21 protein-coding genes and 1 tRNA gene are annotated in these 22,620 nt (G+C 65.6%); 10 read left to right on the top strand and 12 right to left on the bottom strand.

The window, feature by feature from the left end; translation table 11 throughout:
• Both WFI54_RS01590 and WFI54_RS01585 read right to left on the bottom strand, forming a co-directional pair.
• Complete coding sequence (locus WFI54_RS01590; protein WP_336651049.1) at nucleotides 1-708, bottom strand: ABC transporter ATP-binding protein; 708 nt, start codon at nucleotides 706-708, stop codon at nucleotides 1-3.
• Entirely contained in the window at nucleotides 708-1,883 is a 1,176-nt protein-coding gene (locus WFI54_RS01585; RefSeq protein ID WP_336651048.1) for an ABC transporter permease, read from the bottom strand. The genes WFI54_RS01590 and WFI54_RS01585 overlap by 1 nt, the downstream gene beginning before the upstream one ends.
• 113 nt (nucleotides 1,884-1,996) lie before the next feature.
• On the opposite strand from WFI54_RS01585, the gene WFI54_RS01580 reads away from it, so the two are divergent.
• The gene (locus WFI54_RS01580; protein ID WP_336651047.1) at nucleotides 1,997-2,344 is read left to right on the top strand and encodes a hypothetical protein; all 348 of its coding nucleotides are present in this window, start codon (nucleotides 1,997-1,999) and stop codon (nucleotides 2,342-2,344) included.
• Nucleotides 2,345-2,387: 43 nt separating this feature from the next.
• Here the strand turns inward: WFI54_RS01580 and WFI54_RS01575 are convergent, their stop codons facing one another.
• The gene (locus tag WFI54_RS01575; protein ID WP_336651046.1) at nucleotides 2,388-3,986 is read right to left on the bottom strand and encodes an SDR family oxidoreductase; all 1,599 of its coding nucleotides are present in this window, start codon (nucleotides 3,984-3,986) and stop codon (nucleotides 2,388-2,390) included.
• A gap of 299 nt (nucleotides 3,987-4,285) precedes the next feature.
• Between WFI54_RS01575 and WFI54_RS01570 the strand changes: the two genes are divergently transcribed.
• From WFI54_RS01570 to efeB, 6 genes are all read left to right on the top strand, one after another.
• Nucleotides 4,286-5,410, top strand: a complete 1,125-nt coding sequence (locus WFI54_RS01570; RefSeq protein WP_336651045.1) for a ferrochelatase — start codon at nucleotides 4,286-4,288, stop codon at nucleotides 5,408-5,410.
• Between the two features lie 68 nt (nucleotides 5,411-5,478).
• Entirely contained in the window at nucleotides 5,479-6,204 is a 726-nt protein-coding gene (gene hemQ / locus WFI54_RS01565; RefSeq protein ID WP_336651044.1) for a hydrogen peroxide-dependent heme synthase, read from the top strand.
• Nucleotides 6,205-6,327: 123 nt separating this feature from the next.
• Entirely contained in the window at nucleotides 6,328-6,816 is a 489-nt protein-coding gene (locus WFI54_RS01560; RefSeq protein WP_336651043.1) for a Dps family protein, read from the top strand.
• Between the two features lie 182 nt (nucleotides 6,817-6,998).
• Nucleotides 6,999-7,919, top strand: a complete 921-nt coding sequence (efeU, locus tag WFI54_RS01555; RefSeq protein WP_336651042.1) for an iron uptake transporter permease EfeU — start codon at nucleotides 6,999-7,001, stop codon at nucleotides 7,917-7,919.
• Nucleotides 7,880-9,103 carry an iron uptake system protein EfeO gene (gene efeO / locus WFI54_RS01550; protein WP_336651041.1) on the top strand — a complete coding sequence of 408 codons (1,224 nt, stop codon included), beginning with the start codon at nucleotides 7,880-7,882 and terminating at the stop codon, nucleotides 9,101-9,103. Before efeU ends, efeO begins: the two co-directional genes overlap by 40 nt.
• Nucleotides 9,103-10,431: an iron uptake transporter deferrochelatase/peroxidase subunit gene (efeB, locus tag WFI54_RS01545; protein WP_336651040.1), complete on the top strand. Its 1,329-nt coding sequence runs from the start codon at nucleotides 9,103-9,105 to the stop codon at nucleotides 10,429-10,431. The genes efeO and efeB overlap by 1 nt, the downstream gene beginning before the upstream one ends.
• 8 nt (nucleotides 10,432-10,439) lie before the next feature.
• Here the strand turns inward: efeB and WFI54_RS01540 are convergent, their stop codons facing one another.
• From WFI54_RS01540 to aceE, 7 genes are all read right to left on the bottom strand, one after another.
• Nucleotides 10,440-11,267 carry a glutamine amidotransferase gene (locus WFI54_RS01540; RefSeq protein ID WP_336651039.1) on the bottom strand — a complete coding sequence of 276 codons (828 nt, stop codon included), beginning with the start codon at nucleotides 11,265-11,267 and terminating at the stop codon, nucleotides 10,440-10,442.
• A gap of 115 nt (nucleotides 11,268-11,382) precedes the next feature.
• Complete coding sequence (locus tag WFI54_RS01535) at nucleotides 11,383-12,621, bottom strand: beta-ketoacyl-[acyl-carrier-protein] synthase family protein (RefSeq protein ID WP_336651038.1); 1,239 nt, start codon at nucleotides 12,619-12,621, stop codon at nucleotides 11,383-11,385.
• 90 nt (nucleotides 12,622-12,711) lie between these two features.
• Entirely contained in the window at nucleotides 12,712-12,960 is a 249-nt protein-coding gene (locus tag WFI54_RS01530; RefSeq protein WP_024356007.1) for an acyl carrier protein, read from the bottom strand.
• An 84-nt stretch (nucleotides 12,961-13,044) separates the two neighbouring features.
• A complete protein-coding gene (locus WFI54_RS01525; RefSeq protein WP_336651037.1) occupies nucleotides 13,045-14,049 on the bottom strand; it encodes a beta-ketoacyl-ACP synthase III in 1,005 nt (334 codons plus the stop codon).
• Between the two features lie 26 nt (nucleotides 14,050-14,075).
• Nucleotides 14,076-15,002, bottom strand: a complete 927-nt coding sequence (locus WFI54_RS01520) for an ACP S-malonyltransferase (RefSeq protein WP_336651036.1) — start codon at nucleotides 15,000-15,002, stop codon at nucleotides 14,076-14,078.
• Between the two features lie 287 nt (nucleotides 15,003-15,289).
• Nucleotides 15,290-16,483, bottom strand: a complete 1,194-nt coding sequence (locus WFI54_RS01515) for a PucR family transcriptional regulator (RefSeq protein WP_336651035.1) — start codon at nucleotides 16,481-16,483, stop codon at nucleotides 15,290-15,292.
• A gap of 14 nt (nucleotides 16,484-16,497) precedes the next feature.
• The gene (aceE, locus tag WFI54_RS01510) at nucleotides 16,498-19,224 is read right to left on the bottom strand and encodes a pyruvate dehydrogenase (acetyl-transferring), homodimeric type (protein WP_336651034.1); all 2,727 of its coding nucleotides are present in this window, start codon (nucleotides 19,222-19,224) and stop codon (nucleotides 16,498-16,500) included.
• Nucleotides 19,225-19,499: 275 nt separating this feature from the next.
• On the opposite strand from aceE, the gene WFI54_RS01505 reads away from it, so the two are divergent.
• A complete protein-coding gene (locus tag WFI54_RS01505) occupies nucleotides 19,500-19,961 on the top strand; it encodes a peroxiredoxin (protein ID WP_336651033.1) in 462 nt (153 codons plus the stop codon).
• An 80-nt stretch (nucleotides 19,962-20,041) separates the two neighbouring features.
• A tRNA-Val gene (locus WFI54_RS01500) sits at nucleotides 20,042-20,118 on the top strand.
• 41 nt (nucleotides 20,119-20,159) lie between these two features.
• On the opposite strand, the gene WFI54_RS01495 is transcribed toward WFI54_RS01500, so the two are convergent.
• Nucleotides 20,160-20,648 (bottom strand): glutathione peroxidase, encoded by a 489-nt coding sequence (locus tag WFI54_RS01495; RefSeq protein ID WP_336651032.1) that lies wholly within the window; start codon nucleotides 20,646-20,648, stop codon nucleotides 20,160-20,162.
• A 134-nt stretch (nucleotides 20,649-20,782) separates the two neighbouring features.
• Here WFI54_RS01495 and WFI54_RS01490 point away from each other — a divergent pair, with 134 nt between their 5' ends.
• The gene (locus WFI54_RS01490) at nucleotides 20,783-21,289 is read left to right on the top strand and encodes a flavin reductase family protein (RefSeq protein WP_336651031.1); all 507 of its coding nucleotides are present in this window, start codon (nucleotides 20,783-20,785) and stop codon (nucleotides 21,287-21,289) included.
• Between the two features lie 9 nt (nucleotides 21,290-21,298).
• Here WFI54_RS01490 and WFI54_RS01485 read toward each other — a convergent pair whose 3' ends face one another.
• Nucleotides 21,299-22,537 carry an MFS transporter gene (locus WFI54_RS01485; RefSeq protein WP_336651030.1) on the bottom strand — a complete coding sequence of 413 codons (1,239 nt, stop codon included), beginning with the start codon at nucleotides 22,535-22,537 and terminating at the stop codon, nucleotides 21,299-21,301.
• Nucleotides 22,538-22,620 lie beyond the last annotated feature (83 nt).

Below are 22,620 nucleotides of genomic sequence, written 5' to 3'. Positions count from 1 at the left end.
CTACGTTGTCGCCGGTTGGAATGCTCCGAGTCGGCCGTCGACCATCTCGAGCACGCGGTCGCAGTGCCCGAGCACTTCGTGGTCATGGGTGACCATCATGATGGCAACTCCTTGGGTCCTACTCTGTTCCGCGAGGAGAGCGACAACCTGCTGGCTTCGGGCACGGTCGAGTGCTGCGGTTGGTTCATCGACGAGTAGGAGACCCGGACTGGTGACGAGCGCTCTGGCGATGCCTACGCGCTGTCGCTCGCCCCCGGAGAGCTGCCGGGGAAGATTCTTCGCCTTGTGCGCCATGCCAACGGCCTCCAGGAACGGCATTGGATCGAACGCCGATGATCCGCCTGCGAGCCGGTTCACGAGACGGAGCTGGTCTGCAGCGTTGAGTGCGGGGATCAAATTGCCCGATTGGAAGACGAAGCCGATGTTTCTGAGACGAAACTTGGCCATTTTTCCCTGAGAACCGGCGATCTCTGTGAGTTCTTGGTCGAGCACACGAACTGAACCGCTGTCGGGTGACTGTAGTGCTCCTGCCACGGCAAGAAGGGTCGACTTTCCGGCTCCAGATGGGCCTACCACGCCCACGAATTCGCTCCGCGCGATCTCAAGACTCACGGAGTCCAGGGGTCGCACCCTACTGTCGCCGTCACCGAGTTCGAGCGTGACATTCTCAAAGCGCAGTACTGTTTCCAGGTTGTGTGCAGATGACATTAGCGCTGCCCTCCCAGGGCGGAGATGGGTTCGATTCGCGAGATGCGGAGGACCGCAATCGCAGCCCCGATGAGGCCCAGAGCGATTGTGATCAAGGAGGCGGTGAGGACGGGCGTGGGTTCAAGAGCGAAAGGCATGCCGTCCGGCATGATGGAGCCCAGCCCGACACCAGCACCTACACCGATTGCTGTGAAAGAGACGAGCAGGATCGCCGCTTGGGTCAGCGAGTCCCGAAGCAAATAGCGAGCCGAGGCACCGATAGCTCGGAGCACCGCGAGCTCATGCTGCCGTTGAATCGTCCAGACGGTGAAGAAGGCTCCGACCACGAGGGCGCTAATTGCGTAGAGGAACGTCTGAATCATGCTGAGCGTCAGTGTCTCTGCCTCGTAGCCCGGAGATGAGTTGAAAGATTCCTTCAGGGGCACGGCTGTGGTCGCCGCCTGAAGGTCGCCTGCGGCGAGATCGAGCCCTTCTGCATCGCTCGCTTGGATTGCGATGACGCTCGCGACATCGAAATCGAGCGCGTCTACTTGATCCTGTGTCGGAACGCCGGGTTGTGCTGCTCCGGAGGCGATGAGCCGCCAGGTATCAATGTTGAGATAGGCCATGTCGACGTGACCGAACGTGGCCTGTCCTTCGGTAAAACCGACCACCTCAAGTTCGGTATCGAGCCGATCAAGGGTGATGATGCTGCCCAGTTCGAGACCGTCGCTTTTCGCTGTTTCGGACACCACGATGCCCCCAAGTCCCGAGATGGTCGATCCCTCAGAGACGTTCGGGCTCATGAAGGAATCAGGGACAATGCCAAACAGCGAGAGGTCGATCTGAACCCCATCTTCGGTCGTGGCATTCGTCATTCCCGCCCCGACCGGACTCGCTGCCTCCACTCCGGGAAAAGCCTGCCAGATCTCGAGCTGCGACTCCTCGACGACTGAGCGCGAGAATGCGTTGTCCGTCTTCGTGCCGGCGTCAAACGCAAACGCGGTGACCGGCATCGATTTGAGCCCAGATACGCCGTCGTTGACCAATCCCGAGGAGAGGCCTGAGAGTAGAACTATCAGCAGCGCGACGAGCGAGACGACTGCACCCATGAGGCCGAATCGCCCGCGCGCAAACCTCAGTTCGCGGATCGCTAGAAACATATCTCCCTCTCCCGCCAGCATTTTGTCGACCACATGTCAACAAACATGTCAACGGTATGTCGATAAATCTGAAAGGGGACTGTGAGTATCCGTGACCGGTTGCCAATGGGGGGTCGAGGGAGGAGTATGCCGGATACGTTGAAAGCATGGACCTACTTCATGCCTCGCTCGTCTTCCTGCACATTCTCGGAGCAGCCGCACTCCTCGGCGGATGGCTCGCCACATTCAAGACTCCGACCGTCGGCCTCTTTCAGTTCGTCGGTGCCTGGGTGCAACTGGTGACCGGTATTCTGCTGGTCGGAGTCAACGAGATGAGCGACGGGGGAGTGAATCACGTAAAAGTCGCGGCAAAGCTCACTATTCTCGTCGTCATCCTGGTTGCAGCATGGATCGGGCGCCGAAAGGTCAAGAAGAGCGAGGCGGTTCCGGTCGGTGTTGCGCACGCGGTTGGCGGATTGACCCTCGTCAACATTGCGCTAGCCGTATTCTGGTGAGATCTGGCCGCTCACGCCACCTTCCACGCCCGGCACCGCTCCATCACTCGGAGCGGTGCCGGGCGCGATTCGCGGGACTACTGCGAGCATCGTCGGCTTCGGCGAGCGCCACGATCCTGCTCACCATGCCACTGAAAATGAGGCCATGAAAGGGCAGCATTGCGAGCCAGTACAGTCTCCCGAGCAAGCCCCGAGGGAAGAAGACCGCCCGCTGCCAGTATTCGACACCGCCGGGGGAGTCGTCGATTCCGAGTTCGAGCCACGCGCTTCCCGGTGTCCACATCTCGGCGCGCAGCCGCAGCAGCCGCTCGGGTTCGACGCGCTCCACGCGCCACACGTCGATCGCGTCGCCCTCGGTGATTCGCGATCGGCTGCGCCGGCCGCGCTGCAGGCCGACGCCTCCGGTGAGCCGGTCCAGCCAACCGCGCACCGCCCACAGCACCGACGCCGAATACCAGCCGTTCGCACCGCCGATGCGGGAGATCACCGACCATACGGCTGCCGCATCGGCTGAGGTGCGGCGACGCCGCACGTCGGTGAAGACGGTGCGGCCAGCCCAGTCCGGGTCGCTGGGCAGCGGATCGCTGGGGGCGCCGTCCAACCGCGCGTCGACCCAGCTGGTTTCGACGGCGTCGATTTCAATGCGGCCGAGAGCAAGCTTCACGGCGTCGCGGTACGGGGTGAGCCCGCCCGGTGGTGGCGGAATGAGTGCGTCGATGGCGTGATCCCGCATCACGCAGGGGTGCTGCAGTGATTCAACGAGCGGGCGTGCGATGCGGCGCGGCACGGGGGTGACGAGCCCCACCCAGTGGGAGGCGAGCCGCGGGGTGAGCACGGGCAGTGAGGCGATCCGACGCTGCCTGAGGCCGGCTTCGAGGGCGTAGCCGTTCATCATTTGGCCGTAGCGCAGCACGTCCGGCCCGCCGATGTCGAGTGCGCGATTGACTTCGGATTCGAGTCGCACCGCAGCGAGCAGGTAGTAGAGCACGTCGCGCACCGCGATTGGCTGAATGAAGTTGCGCACCCATTTGGGGGCTGGCATGTAGGGCAGCACGTCGGTGAGGTGCCGCACCATTTCGAACGATGCTGAGCCTGACCCGATCACTACCCCTGCTTGGAGCACGATCGTGGGCACCTCCGAAGCGAGCAGAATGTCGCCCACCTCTTTTCGTGACCGCAGGTGCCGTGAGAGTGAGGCTCCTTCGGGGTGCAGGCCTCCAAGGTAGACGATGCGGCTCACACCGGCACGCTCAGCCGCGCTCGCGACGGTGCGGGCGATCTCCCGGTCGAGGCGCTCGAAGTCGGCGCCGCTCGACATGGAGTGCAGCAAGTAGCAGACCACGTCTACCTCGCGCATTGCCTGGCCGACAGCTTCTGTGTCTGAGGCATCGCCGGTGACGATCTCGACCTCATCGGCCCAGGGGAGGGCGGCGACTCGTTCACGGGATCGTGAAAGCACGCGCACCCGGTAACCGGCGGCGACCAGTCGGGGCACGAGGCGGCCGCCGATGTAACCCGTCGCGCCGAGCACGAGCACACGCGGCGTGGTGCCCTGGTCGTCAGGCACCGCGCGAAGGGTGTCTTCGCGGCCCGTTGGGGTGCTGCGTGCTTCCTGCGTGGTGTGATCTGTGGGTGTGTTCACGATCTGCTCCTTACCGCGGTGCTGCGATGGGCTCGGCCTGAGAGGTGCGGATCCGGCATCGTGGGCGGCTCCTGCCCATAGTGCCGTCTCTCAGCCTGGCCGCCCCTGAGTCGACGGGGCAGAGGCGGGAGCGTGAACCACAGCGACACCGTCTCGGACATGCGATCATGCTACGCCGGTGCGCCGCGCTTCGGGGTGCATCGGTTCTGCAGTGCGTGATCCTGACCATACCCACCTCCCCGTGTAGATCTGATGTTATACATCAGATCTACAGGCAAGCTGGTGATACGGTGCAGCACATGACCGAGAACGATCACCCCGCCAGTCCTTCCGTCGATCCGCTGCCCTACGATGCCCTGCTGCTGTGCTCATTCGGTGGCCCCAACCACAGTGATGACATCATCCCCTTCCTGCGCAACGTGACACGGGGCAAGAACATCCCCGAAGATCGGCTCGCCGAGGTGGGGGAGCACTACCACCACTTCGGCGGGCGCAGCCCGATCAATGCCCAGAACCTCGCCCTCGCCGAAGCACTGCGAGACGAACTGCGGCAGCGCGGTGCCGACCTCCCGGTGATCTGGGGCAACCGCAACTGGCACCCCTACACTGTCGATACGCTGCGAGACGCCTCAGCCTTCGGCGCGCAGCGTATCCTCGTGCTCGTCACCAGCGCCTACGCCTCCTATTCGGGCAGTCGGCAGTACCGTGAGCACCTTGCGGCCGCCGTGACCGAACTCGGCGATGCGGCTCCGCGCCTCGACGTGCTCCGCCCATTCTTCAATGACCCTGGCTTCGTTGAGGCCAACCGTCGCGCCATCGAAGAGGCGGCCAGAGCACTCGACGGCGGCCTTGCGGGCGCGCATATCGTGTATGTGACCCACTCGATCCCCGACACTATGCAGGATGCCTCAGCGGTTACCGGTCCCGGCTACCGCGAGCAGCATGAAGACGTGCGCGCTACCCTTGACGCTGCACTGGCTGCGCGCACCGGCACCGAAGTTGCCTCTTCGCTCGCCTACTGCTCCCGTTCGGGTGATCCGCGAGTGCCGTGGCTCGAACCCGACGTCAACGACCACATCGAGGCGCTGGCTGCACAGGGCGTGCGCAAGATCGTGATCGCGCCCATCGGCTTCATTTCCGACCATATGGAAGTCGCTTTCGACCTCGACGTCGAAGCGCTCGAAACGGCACGAGAACAGGGCATCGCTGCGGTTCGTGCCGGCACCGCGGGGGTGCGAAGGGAGTTCGTGGCCGGGCTCATCGACATGGTGTTCGAGCGGGCTGCGCGCGAGCGTGGCGAGACCGCCCCGGCCCGCACCGTCGGCGCACTGGCTGCCTTCCCAGACGATGCTCCCGCCGGGAGTTGTCGTATGCGTCACGGCGAATCCACCGGTATCCCGGTGCTCGCGGGCGTGGATGACTGAGTGCCCGCCTCACCGGAACTGAGAACTGAGAACCGACCAGCAGGATGCTGAGAAACATGGGAGCACCTATGACTGCACGCAGCCAAGCCGTTGACCACTCCGCCGTCGCAGACGCCATCAATGCCGACGTCAATTACACGATGTATGCGGTCTTCAGCGCGTCACGGTCAGGCCCTACCCTCGGGCTCACCCCGGCCTGGAGCGCGATTGTGCGAGGACTGCTCGCCGAGCTTGACAGCATCGACGGCCTGACCACCCGCGGGTGGTATGACGTTGCCGGGTACCGCGCGGACGCCGATGTGCTCGTGTGGTGGCACGCTCCGAGCCCCGAGGCGCTGCAAGATGCCTACCGAACAGTGCTTGACTGGGCCGGCGGTCGTCTGCTGCCCGTGTGGTCGTCGATCGGGGTGCATCGCGCAGCTGAGTTCAACCGTGGGCACGTGCCAGCGTTTCTCGCGGGTGATGCGCCACGCGGCTACGTCTGCGTGTACCCGTTCGTGCGTGGCCGGGAGTGGTACCTGCTACCTGATGAAGAGCGCAGGGAATTGCTACGCGAGCACGGTGCTGCGGCCAGAGACTACGGTGATGTGCTCGCGAACACCGTGGCCTCGTTCGCGCTCGGCGACTACGAGTGGCTGCTCGCCTTTGAGGCCGACGATCTGACGCGGATCGTGGATCTGATGCGCGAGCTGCGGGCGACGGGTGCGCGGCGGCACGTGATCGAGGAGACGCCCTTCTTCACGGGTCCGCGCCGCGACCCTGAGATGCTGCTGAAGTTCGCGGTGTCGGCGTAAAAACCCCTGGTAGAACGCAGTTTAGGCAAGCCTTCACTTGCTTGCGGATCGCTCGGATCGGCGTATCGTGGAGGGTGTACCGGGCAGAGAGAAGCTCCCCGGCAGATCAGACGGAGGTTCACTATGACCACTCTCGAGCAGCAGCCGATCGCAGCGCAGGGCGAGTTTGGGCGACTCTCAGGGGTTGCGCAGCACCTGACGCCGGTTCTGCACGATTTGATCGCTCTCGCGGTGAATGGCAAGCAGGCGCACTGGCATGTGCGCGGCAGTAACTTTATGGGCGTGCATGAGTTTCTCGACCAGGTCGTAGCGCACGCGCAGGATGCTGCCGACACGGCTGCGGAGCGCATGGTGGCCCTGGGCTTGCCTGTCGATGGTCGTATTGGCACCGTCGCAGCGCAGACCTCAACGCCGGAGATGACTGTCGGTTTTCAGCAGTCCGAGGTGACGGTGCGTGAGGTTGTTGCGCAGCTCGACGCTACGCTCGAGACCATTTACGCCGCGGTGAAGGGGCTCGAAGATATCGACCCCGTGAGCCAGGATCTTGCAATCGCATTCGCGCAGCAGTTCGACAAGGATCGTTGGTTCCTCTTCTCGCACTACGCCGACTGACGGTTTCAGCCGCGCGCTGTGCGCGGTGGGTGTACAGGGCCGCGTCTCTCTTAGTGGGGGGCGCGGCCCTGTTGCGTCTCCTCTGCGGGTTTCACATCAGATGAATTGTGCTATGTTGTTCCAGTAAGGCGCGCCTTACTAACATCACATGTTGTCGAATGGGCCTCGGAGGGTGCACCCGCATGATCGCTACACTGCTCATCGGCCTGCGCGAAGGGCTCGAAGCGGCGCTCGTCGTCAGCATCCTGCTCGCCTACGTGAAGCGGCTCGGACGCCGCGACGCAGCCCTGAAAATCTGGTTGGGCGTCGCCGCCGCGATCCTGCTCTCCCTCATCACCGGCGCCGTGCTGAGCTACGGCACGTACGGGCTCACCTTCACCGCGCAGGAAGCCATCGGAGGTGTGCTGTCGCTCCTGGCCGTCGGCATGGTTACCTGGATGGTCTTCTGGATGCTGCGCATGTCCCGCGGCATCGGCAGCGAGCTGCGATCGCAGCTCGACAGGGCCCTGCTCGGCAACGGTTGGGGCGTGGCCGCGGTCGGCTTCGTCTCGGTGGCGCGGGAGGGCATCGAGACCGCCCTCTTCATCTGGGCCACCACGCGGGCGAGCGACACAGCACCCCTCGTCGGCTTCCTCTCGGCGTTGTCGGGCATTCTCCTGGCATCGGTGCTCGGCTGGCTGCTCTATCGCGGCATGCTCCGGATCAACCTCACCGTGTTCTTCCGCTGGTCCGGCGCGCTCCTCATCGTCTTCGCCGCCGGTGTGCTGGCGTATGCCATCCACGACCTCCAGGAGGCCGGGTTCCTCGCCGGGCCCTTTACGGCCCCGCCGGCCAGCGCAGGAGTGCTCGCCGCATGGTACGGCGACGCTGCCTGGGCCTTCCGCGTTCCGCACATCATCGCTCCCGACGGAGTGCTTGGCGTGCTGCTCAAGGGCACCCTCGGCTTTTCACCGGAAATGACCAAACTCGAGGTGATCGCCTGGGCGCTCTACCTCTCCATCACCCTTTCGCTGTTCCTCATTGCCTCGTACCGAGGAGCGCGCGCCCCGAGAAAGGAAGCCCCTTGCCCATCTCCAGCACCCGCCGAGGTATCACCGCAGTAGTCGCGTTCGGCGCCGCAAGCCTCGCGTTCACCGGTTGCGTTCCCAACGCCGGCACCGGCGGGGATGCCCAGCCGATCACGGTCACCGCGAGTGACACGGCCTGCGAGGTTGAGACCGCGCAGACGCAGAGCGGCACCCTCACGTTCGCCGTGCAGAACAACGGCAGCAAAGTCACCGAGTTCTATCTGCTCGGCAGCAACGAGCTGACGATCCTCGGCGAGGTCGAGAACATCGCACCCGGCACCAGCCGCAACCTCACCGTTCAGCTCGGCCCCGGCGACTATTTCACGAGCTGCAAGCCCGGTATGGTCGGTGCCGGCGTCGGCCAGGCCGCATTCACGGTCACCGGCGACGCCGTGGCGACAACACCCGAGGAGGACGCGGTCGTCGCGCAGTACATCAGCTACGTCAAAGCTCAGACCGAGGAGCTCGTGCCGCAAGTGGAGGCCTTCGTCGCGGCATACCAGGCCGGTAACGACGCAACCGCTCGTACACTCTTCCCGATCGCGCGCATCAACTACGAGCGCATCGAGCCGACCGCCGAGCAGTTCGGTGACCTCGACCCAAAGATCGACTACCGCAAGCCCGGTGCCATCGAAGAGGGATTGCCCTTCACCGGCTTCCACCGCATCGAGCAGGACCTGTGGCTCGACGAGGCGATCGCCAACTACTCGACTCCCGAGAAAGACCACTACCCGAAGGACGACCTCAAGCCGCTCACCCCCGAGGAGCGCACGGAGCTCGGCGAGCAGCTGCTCGCCGATGTGAACGAGCTGAAGGACGAGGTCGCGAGCCCCGATTTCACGCTCACCCTCGCCGACATCACCGAGGGCGCGAAGGGCCTCCTCGACGAGGTCGCCGCGCCGGACGGCAAGCTGCCCGGCGAGGAGAACGAGTTCGCGCACACCGACCTCTACGACTTCACCGCGAACGTCGAGGGCGCCCAGGTGGCCTTCGACACCGTGCGCGGCCTGCTTGAGGCGAACGGCGGTGAAGACCTCGCGAAGCAACTCGATACGCGTTTCGCGGACATGCTCGCACTGCTTGCGAGCTACGGCTCCTATGAGGCGGGGTTCGTGCCCTACGACACGGTCGAGCAGCCGCAGCGCAACGAACTCGCTGCGAAGCTGACCGCGCTCAGCGAATCGATGGCGAAGCTCACCGCAGGCGTCGTGCAGCGCTGATGGTCGCGCACGAGCAGCCCGAAGAAAGCGGAGTGACCACGGGGGAAAACTCCCCTGGAACCCTCCGGCCATCGCGACGCGGCCTCCTCGGAATCCTCGGCGCCGGTGCGGCAGGCCTGGCCCTCGGAGGCGGAGCCGCAACCGTGCTCGTATCGCAGGCCTCCGGTGACGCAACCTCGGAAGCCGGCACCGTACCCTTCCACGGGGCTCACCAGGCGGGCATCACCACCCCTGCGCAAGACCGCCTTCACTTCGCCGCATTCAACATGGTGTCGGGCACAGCCAGAGACGATCTCATCGCGCTGCTGCGGGACTGGACCGAGGCGGCCGAGCGGCTCGTCCGTGGACAGGAAGTTGGCACCGGCCTCGAACCCGAAAACCCGCTGCTGCCGCCAGACGATTCAGGCGAGGCTGCCAGCCTCGGCGCGGGAAACCTCACCCTCACCTTCGGGCTCGGCAGGCAGCTCTTCACCGCACGCACCGGGGCGGCCGACCCCGAAGATCCATTCGGGATCCGCTCTCGCCTGCCACGCGCCTTCGAGCCGCTTCCATCCTTCGCGTTCGATCTGCTCGATGCCACCCAGAGCGGGGGAGATCTCTGCGTGCAGGCCTGCGCCGATGATCCGCAGATCGCAGTGCACGCGATCCGCAATCTTGCCCGCATCGCAGCCGGACGCGCGCATCTCTCATGGAGCCAGCTCGGCTTCGGACGCACCGCATCGACCTCACGCCGCCAGGACACCCCGCGTAACCTCTTCGGCTTCAAAGACGGTACCGCGAATATCATGGCCGAGGACGAGGCCTCTCTCGCCGAGCACATCTGGGTTGGCACCGAAGCACCGGACTGGATGCGCGGCGGCAGCTACCTCGTGGCTCGAAAGATTCAGATGACCATCGAAAGCTGGGATCGCGCATCTCTCGGTGAGCAGGAGCGGATCATCGGCCGCACGAAACGCGAAGGCGGCCCGCTGAGCGGCGGGCACGAGTTCGCAGCGCCCGACTTCGCTGCTCCGAGTGCGGAGAATGCGGCGCACCCAGCGATCGACATCGCCGCACACATGCGCCTCGCGCACCCCAGTCAGAACGGTGGTGCCCGTATGCTGCGGCGCGGCTACAACTACGTCGACGGCTCAAACGGGCTCGGACAGCTGGGTGCCGGCCTGTTCTTCATCTCGTTCCAGCGCGATCCGCAGACATTCGTGCGCGTGCAGCAGTCATTGCGGGCGGATCTCCTGAACGAGTACATCCGTCACATCGGCTCAGGGCTGTGGGCTATTCCATCGGGCGTGCAGTCGGGTGATTTTCTCGCCCAGGCGCTGTTCGAGTAGCGCAGCGCTCAGACGCCCGACGGCGCCACCGTGCTCGCGCGCTCAGACTCGATGCCGATGCTCGCAGCAGGCAGCGCTATTAACGGCCCTGTCTGCGCGGGCCGCGAATCGAGATACTCCTCCACGAAACGTCCGAGCACCATGTGCGAGGCGCGCACATCGGCGCGCTCGACCCGCTCGATGATCGCCTCGACCTCGGCCGGGTGGAAGTAGCCGTGGTCGGCGTAGGCACGCACCCGCGACGTGAACGAGGCCGTGTCGAGCTCGGGGTGAAACTGCGTCGCATACACATTGCGACCCACACGAAACGCCTGCACTGGGCAAGTGGGTGAGCTCGCCAGCACGGTGATGCTCTCAGGCACCTCGGCAATCGCTTCTTTGTGGCCCACGAAGGCTTCGAAGTCGGCGGGCAGTTGGTGCAGCAGCGGATCGCTGATGCCGGCAGGGGTGAGGCTGATCCGCACCGCCTGCGAAGATTCTCCGTAGGTGCGGTCTACCCGAGCGCCCTGATGGGCGCCGATCGTGCCGATCCCGTAGCAGACGCCGAGGAAGGGAAAATCGGCCCGCACCACATCGTCGAGCAGTTGCGCGAGCTCGCGTTCGACACGCAGTTCGGTCTCTGATTTGCGTTCAACAGGCTCGCTCACCGTGAACGGGCTGCCGGCGAGGATGATGCCCGAATAGGAACCGAAATCTACGGAACCGAGCGGGGCTCTATCGATGCGCCGCCACGCGAGTTCCTCGGGCAGCAGCCCGGTCAGGCGACAGTAGGCCGCATGCTCATCGGCAGCGACGTCGTCTTCGCCCCGAGTCGTGATGAGCAGGAACGGTTTCATGGGTACTACCGTAGCGCGTGTGCGGATCGTCGCAGAACGCATCTCGAACTGTTACGGGGCGCCCGCGTAGGCCCATCAGGCCGGGCAGACGCCCCGTAGCTCAGTGGAGTTGCGCTCAGTCGACGGAGCGAATCGCGACGACGGCGTTGTGGCCCCCGAAACCGAAAGAGTTCGAGATCGCGAGCTGCGGGCCGTCACCCAAGGGCTGCGGCTCCGAGGAGACGTTGACGGGGATCTCGGGATCCTGGTCGATGAGGTTGATCGTGGGGGGCGCGATGCGGTGCTGCACGGCGAGCACGCTGAACAGTGCCTCAAGCGCGCCGGTGCCGCCGAGCAAGTGGCCGGTGGCGGCCTTCGTCGCCGAGATCGGGATCTGCTCGGCGCGGTCACCGAAGATCGCCTTCAGCGCGGTGAACTCATTGATGTCGCCCACCGGCGTCGAGGTGGCGTGCGCGTTGATGTGCGTCACATCGTCGGGGGTTGCCCCGGCCTGCTCCAGCGCCATCTGCATGGCGCGGATCGCACCGCGACCCTCGGGGTCGTTCGCGGTGATGTGGTAGGAGTCTGCGGTGACGCCGCCGCCGGCGATCTCGGCGTAGATCTTCGCGCCGCGCGCGAGCGCGTGCTCTTCGGTCTCGAGTACGAGCGCAGCAGCGCCCTCGCCCATGACGAAGCCGTCACGGTCGATGTTGTAAGGTCGGGAAGCCGTGGCCGGATCGTCGTTGCGACGCGAGAGGGCCTGCATCGACGCGAACGATGCCACGGTGATGGGGTGGATTGCAGCTTCGGAGCCGCCGGCGATCACCACGTCGACAAGCCCCGCCTGCAGGTGCTCGTAAGCGTTGACGATCGACTCGGTGCTGGAGGCGCAGGCTGACGCCACGGTGCGTGCGTAGCCGCGCGCTTCGAAGTGCATAGAGACCGCTGCCGAAGGAGCATTCGGCATGAGCATGGGCACGGTCAAGGGCATCACGCGGCGCGGTCCCTTCTCGCGCAGGGTGTCCCAGGCGTCGAGCAGGGACCATACGCCACCGATCCCTGTCGCCCAGTCGACGCCAAGACGTTCGGGGGCGAGCTCGGGGCTGCCGGCATCGGCGAAAGCTTCCTTCGCGGCGACGAGCGCGAACTGGCTCGATGGGTCGAGGCGCTTCGCGACCGGACGGTCGAGCACCTCGCTGGGCTTCACCCGGGCCTGACCGGCGAAGGTGACGGGAAGCTGGTATTCGGTCACCCAGTCGTAGTCGAGGGTGCGTACGCCCGACTCGCCGGCGAGGAGCGACTCCCAGCTCTCAGGGGCCGTGCCGCCGATGGGGGAGGAGGCGCCGATACCTGTGACGACGATCTTCTTGCTCATGCTTGCGTGCTCCGCGATCTGGTGGGGAACGAACTGGGGTGAGTGGTGAGGAGTCGGGGTCGGGCTGAGCCCGACCCCGTTCCGCAAACCTTAGGCCTGAGCCTTGGCGATGAAGTCGACAGCGTCGCCGACGGTCTTGAGGTTCTTGACTTCCTCGTCGGGGATCTTCACGTCGAACTTCTCCTCGGCGTTGACCACGATGGTCATCATCGAGATCGAGTCGATGTCGAGGTCGTCGGTGAACGACTTGTCGAGGGCGACGACGTCGGCCGCGATTCCGGTCTCGTCGTTGATGATCTCGGCAAGACCCGCGAGGACCTCTTCGTTGCTGAATGCCATTGTGTGTTTCTCCTTGATATGGGTGGGGGTTGTAGAAGTGTACGTGCCGTCAGGCGCGGCGCCGTGGAGACGCGCGCGATCCGGCTACGGGAGTTCGATGACCTGCGCGCCGTAGACGAGACCGGCCCCGAAGCCGATCGTCAGGGCGAGGCCGCCCGAGAGTTCGGGGTGCTGCTCGAGCAGCGCGTGCATGGCCAGGGGAATCGACGCCGCCGAAGTGTTGCCCTGCATCTCGATGTCACGGGCCACGACGACGGACTCGGGAAGCTTGAGCTGCTTCGCGAACTCGTCGATGATGCGCATGTTCGCCTGGTGCGGGATGAACGCGGCAAGGTCGCTGGGTTCGATGCCCGATGCTTCGAGGGTCTGCTGCGCGACCTTCTTCATCTCCCAGACAGCCCAGCGGAACACGGTCTGACCGTCCTGACGCAGCGTGGGCCACGGCACCTCGGTCGGGTTGCTGCGGTACTCCTCGAAGGTCGAGGTCATGCGGATCGTGTCCCACTTCTCGCCGTCAGAGCCCCACACGGTGGGGCCGATGCCGGTGTGGTCGCTTGCGCCGACGATGACGGCGCCGGCGCCGTCACCGAGCAGGAAGGAGATACTGCGATCAGCCGGATCGACGATCTCGGAGAGCTTCTCGGCGCCGATCACGAGCACGTTCTTGCACAGCCCGGAGCGCACGAGGGCGTCGGCCTGGCCCACGCCGTAAACGTACCCGGCGCAGGCAGCCGAGATGTCGAATGCCGCGGCGGGCGTGAGCCCGAGGCGATGCGCCGCAAGCGCCGCCATCGAGGGGGTGATCGCCACATTCGAAATCGTCGAAATGATGACGCCGTCGATCTCGGAGCGGTCAAGCCCCGACTTCGCGATGGCTTCCTCGCCGGCGGCCACCGCAAGGTCGACCGCGGCCACGTCAGCGCTGGCACGGCGACGCTGCACGATGCCGGTGCGCTGGCGAATCCACTCATCCGAGGAATCGATCGGGCCGACGAGGTCGTCGTTCGGTACGTCGAGGTTGCCGCGGGCCGCGCCGACGGAGAGGATCCGCGTGTGCGCGGGGCCAGTGGGCTGCACCAGTGATGCCATGTGCATGGGTCCTTTCGGTCTGACGGTCAGGTTGCTGACGCAGTCTCGGTGATGAGCGCCACAGCGGCGTCGAGATCTGCGGGGGTCTTCACCGCAACGGCGGGCACACCCTTCAGGGCGCGCTTGGCGATGCCCGTGAGCGCGCCGGCCGGGGCGAGCTCAACAAGCCCCGAGATGCCGGCCTGCTGGAAGCCCTCCATGCACGCATCCCAGCGCACCGGGCTCGCAATCTGCGAGACCAGCAGCTCGACGAAGCGCGATCCGCTGTCGACAAGCGAACCGTCAGCGTTCGTCCACAGCGGGTGCGTGGGCGCTGCGGCGGTCACGCTCTCAGCGGCCTCCCGCAGCGCAGGAATGGCACTCGACATGTAATCGGTGTGGAACGCGCCGGCCACCTGCAGCGTGATCACGCGCGCGCCGCGGGGCGCGTCCTCCGCAAGCGCCGCCAGGCCCTCAAGCGAACCGGCGGCGACGATCTGGCCGCCGCCATTGCGATTCGCGGCGGTCAGCCCGTGCTCCGCGATCTTTGCGAGCACATCTGCCTCCACGCCACCCACAACCGCAGCCATACCGGTGCTCGCCTGCGTGGCCGCCTCGGCCATCGCACGACCACGCACCCCGACAAGGCGCAGGGCGTCGTCTTCGGAGAGCACACCCGCGGCAGCAGCCGCAGCGAACTCGCCCACCGAGTGACCGGCAATACCGGCCTCAGCCACAGCCACACGCGCCGACAGCTCCCGCCACGCGAGCAAGCTCGCCGCAACGATCAACGGCTGCGCGATCGCGGTATCGCGGATCGTGTCGGCGTCACTCACGGTGCCGTGCTCGATGAGATCGACGCCCGCACGCTCGGATGCGGTGCCGAGGAACTCGCGGCTGCCGGGCAGCTCAAGCCACTCGTTCAGGAATCCGGGGGTTTGGGAGCCCTGTCCAGGGCAGGCGATAACAATCACGTCGTCCAGTTTCTCAGATCAACGGCCCAGATCCTGCATATTGCGAACGATAAATCTTGAAAATGATTGTGGGAAACAGCAGTTTCGGTGCTCGAAGGGTCGTCACACGGCGCTGCGCGCAACAGCGGAGGTTCCGCTCCGGCCTGTGGGCCGTCGCAGCTACTTTGCAGACGGCGCTGCGCGCAACAGCGGAGGTTCCGCTCCGGCCTGTGGGCCGTCGCGGCTACTTTGCAGACGGCGCTGCGCGCAACAGCGGAGGTTCCGCTCCGGCCTGTGGGCCGTCGCGGCTACTTTGCAGACGGCGCTGCGCGCCGTCCATTGTGGGCGATGGAGCCGGTGATGAGGGCGGACTGCAGGATCAGTGCTTCCCGCGCACCCGTCGCATTCCAGCCGATCACCTCCGAGACCTTCTTGAGCCGGTAGCGCACCGTATTGGGGTGCACGAACAGCTCGCGAGCGGTCGCCTCAAGCGAGCGCCCGTTGTCGAGATAGCACCACAGCGTCTCCAGCAGTTCGCCCGAGTGCGCAGCGAGCGGTTCATAGATCTGCTCGATGAGGGTGCGGCGCGCAAGACCATCGCCTGCGAGCGCACGCTCAGGCAGCAGATCGTCGGCAGCAACAGGGCGGGGAGCGTTGCGCCACGACCTCGCCACAGCAACCCCAGCAAGCGCGGCCCGAGCGCTGCGCGACGCATCCACCAGGTTGTCGACGGTGGGGCCAAGCACCAGTGGCCCATCCGAGAAACCATCAGCCAGTCGGGCTGCGATCTCCAGAAAGCTCAGGCGGCTCTCAGCAGCAGGCGCACCCGGCTGCGGCGCATCCAAACGGCCGAGCACCAGCACTAGACGTGTGCCCTGCAAACCGATCAGCGCATCAGCACCGGCGTGTCGCGCGAGGCGGCGCAGCTGGTCCACATCGACGACACGCTCAGCCGTGCCCACCAGCACCGCGGCCTCGCCGTCGCCGTGCCAGCCGAGAGCTGCGATCCGGCTCGGCAGCTCGTCGTCGCTCTCACCCGTCAGGATCGAGTCGACGACGAGCGCCTCCAGCCTGGCATCCCACAGCCCGCGAGCCTCAGCAGCGCGTGCGTACACATCGGCCGCAGCGAACGCGACATCGCGTGAATAGTGCAGCACGGCCTCGCGCAGCGACTCACTCCGAGGAGCCACACGCTCCTCGACGACCGAAACCACCACGCGGATCAGCTGCAGAGTCTCCTGCAGGCTGATCGAGCGCAGCAGCTCGCGCGGAGCTGAACCGAACACATCAGAAGCGATCCACGGTGTCGAACTCGGATCCTCGTACCACTGAATGAACGAGGTGATGCCGGTCTGCGCCACCAGCCCGACCGACGAGCGCCGACTGGGCGGCATCTTGCCGTACCAGGGCAGCGTCTCGTCGAGCCGGGTGATGGTGCGCGTAGAGAGTTCGCCTGTGATGGTGCGCAGCCAGGCGAGTTCCTGCTCCTTCGTCCGATCCATGTGCGATCGCTCGATCAGGCGTCGCCGCCAGCGCCGCCCGTAGTGCCGGCGTTCACGTCGTTCAGACGGTACTGCTCGGCGGCGCGGCGGGGCACCTCTGCGTCGATGCGGCCCTGCGCGGCAAGACGCTGCAACACCTTCACCACGATCGATTCGCGGTCGATTCCGAAGTAGCGGCGCGCAGCAGCACGGGTGTCCGAGAACCCGAAACCGTCTGCACCGAGCACGGAGTAGTCGCCCGGCACGTAGGGGCGGATCTGCTCGGGCACCTGGCGCGACCAGTCGCTGACGGCCACGAAGGGGCCCTCAGCGTCGGCGAGCTTCTGCTGCAGGTAGGGCACGCGGGTCTCGCCGTCGAGCGAGCGGAAGTTGTGCTCCTCAGCGGCGGCACCGTCGCGCTGCAGCTCGTTCCAGCTGGTAACGCTCCACACGTCAGCGGCAACACCCCAGTCGCGTGCGAGCAGCTCCTGCGCCTCGATCGCCCACGGCACAGCAACGCCGGACGCGAGGATCTGCGCACGGTGGCCGCCTGCTGCGGCCTCACTGACACGGTGAATACCGCGCACGATGCCCTCGGCGTCGACGTTCTCCGGCTCGGCGGGGTGCACGATCGGCTCGTTGTACACGGTGAGGTAGTACATGACGTTGGGGTCGGGGTGCTGGCCGCCGTACATACGCTCGATGCCGGAGCGCACGATGTGGCCGATCTCGTAGCCGTATGCCGGGTCGTAGGAGACGACTGCGGGGTTCGTGGCTGCGAGCAGCAGGGAGTGTCCGTCGGCGTGCTGCAGCCCCTCGCCCGTAAGCGTGGTGCGGCCGGCGGTCGCGCCGATGACAAAGCCGCGCGCCATCTGATCGCCAGCAGCCCAGAAGGCGTCACCCGTGCGCTGGAACCCGAACATCGAGTAGAAGATGTAGATCGGGATCATCGGCTCGCCCTGCGTCGAGTACGAAGTGCCGACCGCTGTGAATGCTGCGGTGGCTCCGGCCTCGTTGATGCCGACGTGCAGCAGTACGCCCTCAGGGCTCTCCTTGTAGGCGAGCAGCAGTTCGCGGTCGACCGACACGTAGTTTTGGCCGTGCGGGTTGTAGATCTTCGAGGTGGGGAAGTAGGAATCCATGCCGAAGGTGCGCGCTTCGTCGGGAATGATCGGCACGAGGCGTGATCCGAAGCCCTTGTCGCGCATGAGATCCTTCAGCATGCGCACGAACACCATAGTGGTCGCTGCTTCCTGCGTGCCGGAGCCCTTCGCCGCGATGGCGTAGCTCTTCGGTTCGGGCAGGACGACCTCGGTGTGTGTGCTGCGACGCGCCGGCAGGTACCCGCCGAGCGCGCGACGGCGATCGTGCATGTACTGGATCGTGGAGTCGTTCTCGCCCGGGTGGTAATAGGGCGGGCGGTAGGGGTCGGCCTCGAGCTGCGCGTCCGAGATGGGGATGTGCATGGTGTCGCGGAAGAGCTTGAGGTCTTCGAGCGTCATCTTCTTCATCTGGTGGGTCGCGTTGCGGCCCTCGAAGTGGGGGCCGAGGCCGTAGCCCTTGACGGTCTTTGCGAGGATCACCGTGGGGCGGCCCTTGTGGGCGACCGCGGCTGCGTAGGCGGCGTACACCTTGCGGTAGTCGTGGCCGCCGCGGCGCAGCTGCCAGATCTGGTCGTCGGTGTAGTTCTCCACGAGGCGCAGGGCCCGCTCGTCTTTACCGAAGAAGTGATTGCGGATGAACGCACCGTTTTCGGCCTTGTAGGTCTGGTAGTCACCGTCGGGGGTGGTGTTCATCACGTTGAGCAGCGCACCATCGGTGTCGCGGTTGAGCAGGTCGTCCCATTCACGGCCCCAGATGACCTTGATGACGTTCCAGCCGGCACCGCGGAAGAAGCTTTCGAGCTCCTGAATGATCTTGCCGTTGCCGCGCACCGGCCCGTCGAGCCGCTGCAGGTTGCAGTTGATCACGAAGTTGAGGTTGTCGAGGCCCTCGTTCGCTGCGACCTGCAACTGGCCGCGGCTCTCAACCTCGTCCATCTCGCCGTCGCCGAGGAAGGCCCACACCTGCTGATCCGAGCAGTCCTTGATGCCGCGGTTCGTGAGGTATTTGTTGAGCTGCGCCTGGTAGATGGCGTTGATCGGGCCGAGGCCCATCGACACCGTGGGGAACTGCCAGAAATCGGGCAGCAGGCGCGGGTGCGGGTAGCTGGGCAGGCCGTGGGGGGCGTGCGACTTCTCCTGGCGGAAGCCGTCGAGCTGATCCTCGCTGAGGCGACCCTCGAGGAAGGCACGGGCGTACATGCCGGGGGAGGCGTGACCCTGAATGAAGATCTGGTCGCCGCCACCGGGGTGATCCTGGCCGCGGAAGAAGTGGTTGAAGCCGACCTCGTAGAGGGAGGCAGCGGAGCCGTAGGTGGAGATGTGGCCGCCGACGCCGATGCCGGGGCGCTGCGCGCGGTGCACGGTCATCGCTGCATTCCAGCGGATCCATGAGCGGTACTGGCGCTCGACGTCGTGATCGCCGGGGAAGTCGGGCTCGTCGGCCGAGGCGATGGTGTTGACGTAGTCAGTGGTGGGCACCTGGGGAACGTTCAAGTGCAGCTGTCGCGAACGATCGAGCAGGCTGGTCATGATGTCGCGGCCGCGGCCTGCGCCACGCTCCTCGACTACGGCATCAAGCGACTCGCGCCACTCGGCGGTTTCCTGCGGGTCCATATCATCACGATCGGGCGCGTAGGGATCCTGCGTGTTCACAGCCAAGGTTGTGCTCCAATCACCACTGGGAGCGCCGCGCTGCGAAGCGGGTTGGTGCAGTCGTTCACGGCATGCTCGGTCAGCCCCGCTGGTCCGCGGGTCGGGTCCAGACTATCGAAGTTCAACGAAGAAACTCGCACATCTCTTGTCGAGGGTGTCACAGACGCACAATATTCGGTGGCGATTCGGAGGCGGCGGATCTCGTCTGCGACGAGCGGGGATCGGTAGTGTGGAGGCGCTTGTACATCGATGGCGCTCCCGGCGCCGGTAAGGAGGCACCCATGGTGCTCGAGGTCGGCGCGCAGGCGCCAGATTTCACGCTCTCGGATCAGCACGGCGAGGAGCTGACGCTGTCGGAGATGGTGGCGGAGGGGCCCGTTGCGCTCGTCTTCTTCCCCTTCGCGTTCTCCGGCATCTGCACCGGTGAACTGTGTGAGCTGCGCGACAACCTGTCGATCTTCGCCGACAGCAAGGTGCGTCTGCTCGGCATCTCGATCGATTCCGTGTACGCGCTGCAGGCGTGGGCGCAGCAGGAGGGCTACGAGTTCTCGATCCTTTCCGATTTCTGGCCGCATGGTGAGGTGGCGCGTCAGTACGGCGCATTCGTCGAGGAAGCGGGGATCGCGACCCGAGCAACCCTCATCATCGGTGAGGACCGCCGCGTGCTGGCCTCGTTCGAGACCGCGCCCGGTGAGGCCCGCGACTTTGGTGCCTATCGTGAGGCGCTTGCTCAGCTCGCCTGAGCGCAGCTCGCGCGACACCGCGACTGATTCGCAACTGCGAGGCGGCTTCCCCTATGCTGGTGAAGTCCGCTTCGCGGTCGGGGCCTTTAGCTCAGTTGGTTAGAGCATCTCGTTTACACCGAGAGGGTCGGGGGTTCGAGTCCCTCAGGGCCCACCATTCACTTCATCGCCGTCCTGCGAAGCAGGATCGTGATCTACCTACGCAGGAAGCGCGGCTTCAATGGCGGCGATCACCGCAGGATCGTCGGGCTCCACTGTGGGGCGGAAGCGGGTCACCGAATCGTCGGGGGCGACGAGGAACTTCTCGAAGTTCCAGCTGATCCGCCCCCGCTTTCCATCTGCGTCCGGTGTTTCCCGCAGCAGCGCGTACAGCGGGTGCTTGCGGCGCCCGTTCACGCGCACCTTCTCCATGAGCGGGAAGGTCACGCCGTAGCTCATCGAGCAGAACGTCTTGATATCTTCAGCGCTGCCCGGTTCCTGACCAAGAAACTGATTGCAGGGAAAACCGAGTACCGTCAGGCCACGATCCGCATACCGCCGCTGCAGCTCTTCGAGCTTTGCATACTGCGGTGTGAGGCCGCATTTCGAGGCCACGTTGACGATGAGCACCGCACGATCCGCATACTCGGCGAGCGAAGTCTGTTCGCCATCGATGGTGGTCAGGGGAACCTCGCGCAGCTCGTTCATATGGCCAGCCTACGCCTCGCGCAGACACGCTGCCAGACACCGCGAGGAATGATTGCGGATCGCGCCGCGTTGAGAATCGCGTCGATGAACGCGGCCGCCCCGATGCGGCCCACGAGATGAGGGAGAGCCACCGGATGGCCGCAGATCCGCAGTCCGAGCACACCGGAGCCGAAGCGCTGAAGCGCGCTTTCAGGGAGCACCCGGCGGGGGTGTCGCTCATCACGGCTCAAACCCCTGAGGGCCCGGTGGGGCTCACCGCGTCAAGCGTCGCCTCGGTGGGACTCGATCCTGCGACGCTCTCGTTCTCGGTGACCCGCGCTACGGGCAGCGCAGGAGGCATCCTCGCAGCCGACACCTACCTCGTGCACCTGCTCGATGCCCGCCACGCATCAATCGGGGCCACATTCGCGGTCTCGGGCACCGAGCGCTTCACCGCAGAGCAGGGGTGGGAAACCCTGCCTACAGGAGAACCGTACCTGCCGAGCACCCGTGTCGCGCTACGCTGCCGCACCCTGCACTCGCTTGGAGTGGGCGCCTCGGTGATCGTCGTCGCAGAAGTGCTTGACGCCGTTTTCGGCGAACCGGCCGACCCCATGGTCTACCTCGACCGCGCGTTCCGCACTCTTGCGCCGGTGGAGTAGTGCTCGCGTCTAGCGGATCCTGACGCCGACGGTGTTGAGGCCGCGCGCCTTGTCGCGCGCCTCGAGCGCATTGCTGAACAGCATGAGTGCGAGCCCGGCGACCGCGAGCACGGCCCCAACCCAGCCCGGCGCGAGATACCCCAGGCCGCCCGCGATCACCAGACCACCGAGCCACGCTCCCAGACTGTTGCCGATGTTGAAGGCGGCATGATTCACTGCGGCACCGAGCAGCGCCGCTTCATCAGAGATGCGGATCAGCCTAGCCTGAATCGACGGGATCAGCAGTGACGCGGTGCTGCCCAGGAGGAACACGCAGGCGAACAACCCCACCGGATGCCACGCGAGCTGTGTGTACAGCACCAGCGCGGCAATGAAGGCGAGAAACCCCCAGTTGACGGTGCGGCGAGGGTTGCGATCAGTGGCCCAACCGCCGATGAGGTTGCCGATCGTCATACCGACACCCAGGCACCCCAGCACCCACGGCACCGTCGTCGGGGGAAGGCCCGTCTCACGGGTGGTCACCTCGGCGATGTACGAGTAGACGGCGAAGAACCCGCCGAACCCCACCGAGCCGACGGCGATCATCACCCAGATCCGGGGGTTGCTCAGCGCCGACAGCTCTCGCAACGGACTGCGCGACGGATTCCCGGGGTAGCGGGGGAGCGCGAGCACGGCGAGCAGCAGCGTCGTTGCGAAGATCACGGCGACGAGCACGTAGGCCGAACGCCAGCCCAGCGCCTGCCCCATGCCGGTGGCGAGCGGCACGCCGATGACGTTCGCGATCGTGAGTCCTGAGAGGGCGAGTGCGATCCCGCGGCCCTGGCGCCCCGGACCCATGATGCGCGCCGCGAGCAGCGACGCGACACCGAAATAGGCACCGTGCGGCAGCCCGGCAACGAAGCGGAAGATCGCGAGCGAGCCGAACGTCGGCATGCACGCCGACGCCACAGTGCCGGCGACGAGCAGGCCGAGCAGCCAGAACGCGAGCTTCGTCTGAGACATGCGCGCGGCGAGCACCGCAAACGTGGGTGCACCCACCACCACGCCGAGCGCGTATGCGGTGACGAGCACACCGGCCTGCGCGATCACCTGGTCGGGGGCCTGGTCGAAGTCGGGCAGCAGTTCGCCGGCGATATCGGGCAACAACCCCATTGTGGCGAACTCGGTCACGCCGATTCCGAAGCCGCCGAAGGCGAGCGCGAACAGTGCGACTCCGCGGCGCAGCGGAGAATGCGGGGCAACGGTCACGGTCGACCTTTCAGGTGGCGGGGAAGCGCCCGGATCCACCCGCGCACTGAGAACTGCGCGGCACTGCGACCGGTCAAGTCTAG

The sequence above is a fragment of the Leucobacter sp. MMO-125 genome, from assembly GCF_037148395.1.
Classification (GTDB): Bacteria; Actinomycetota; Actinomycetes; order Actinomycetales; family Microbacteriaceae; genus Leucobacter.
Note: the sequence above shows the minus strand (reverse complement) of the source record. Positions and strands in the feature narration are given on the sequence as shown.

Coding starts and splice junctions, on each gene's coding strand:
- WFI54_RS01590 (WP_336651049.1), bottom strand. CDS start 708: ATGTCATCTGCACACAACCTGGAAACAGTACTGCGCTTTGAGAATGTC.
- WFI54_RS01580 (WP_336651047.1), top strand. CDS start 1,997: ATGGACCTACTTCATGCCTCGCTCGTCTTCCTGCACATTCTCGGAGCA.
- WFI54_RS01570 (WP_336651045.1), top strand. CDS start 4,286: ATGACCGAGAACGATCACCCCGCCAGTCCTTCCGTCGATCCGCTGCCC.
- hemQ (WP_336651044.1), top strand. CDS start 5,479: ATGACTGCACGCAGCCAAGCCGTTGACCACTCCGCCGTCGCAGACGCC.
- WFI54_RS01560 (WP_336651043.1), top strand. CDS start 6,328: ATGACCACTCTCGAGCAGCAGCCGATCGCAGCGCAGGGCGAGTTTGGG.
- efeU (WP_336651042.1), top strand. CDS start 6,999: ATGATCGCTACACTGCTCATCGGCCTGCGCGAAGGGCTCGAAGCGGCG.
- efeB (WP_336651040.1), top strand. CDS start 9,103: ATGGTCGCGCACGAGCAGCCCGAAGAAAGCGGAGTGACCACGGGGGAA.
- WFI54_RS01540 (WP_336651039.1), bottom strand. CDS start 11,267: ATGAAACCGTTCCTGCTCATCACGACTCGGGGCGAAGACGACGTCGCT.
- WFI54_RS01535 (WP_336651038.1), bottom strand. CDS start 12,621: ATGAGCAAGAAGATCGTCGTCACAGGTATCGGCGCCTCCTCCCCCATC.
- WFI54_RS01530 (WP_024356007.1), bottom strand. CDS start 12,960: ATGGCATTCAGCAACGAAGAGGTCCTCGCGGGTCTTGCCGAGATCATC.
- WFI54_RS01525 (WP_336651037.1), bottom strand. CDS start 14,049: ATGGCATCACTGGTGCAGCCCACTGGCCCCGCGCACACGCGGATCCTC.
- WFI54_RS01515 (WP_336651035.1), bottom strand. CDS start 16,483: ATGGATCGGACGAAGGAGCAGGAACTCGCCTGGCTGCGCACCATCACA.
- WFI54_RS01505 (WP_336651033.1), top strand. CDS start 19,500: ATGGTGCTCGAGGTCGGCGCGCAGGCGCCAGATTTCACGCTCTCGGAT.
- WFI54_RS01495 (WP_336651032.1), bottom strand. CDS start 20,648: ATGAACGAGCTGCGCGAGGTTCCCCTGACCACCATCGATGGCGAACAG.
- WFI54_RS01490 (WP_336651031.1), top strand. CDS start 20,783: ATGGCCGCAGATCCGCAGTCCGAGCACACCGGAGCCGAAGCGCTGAAG.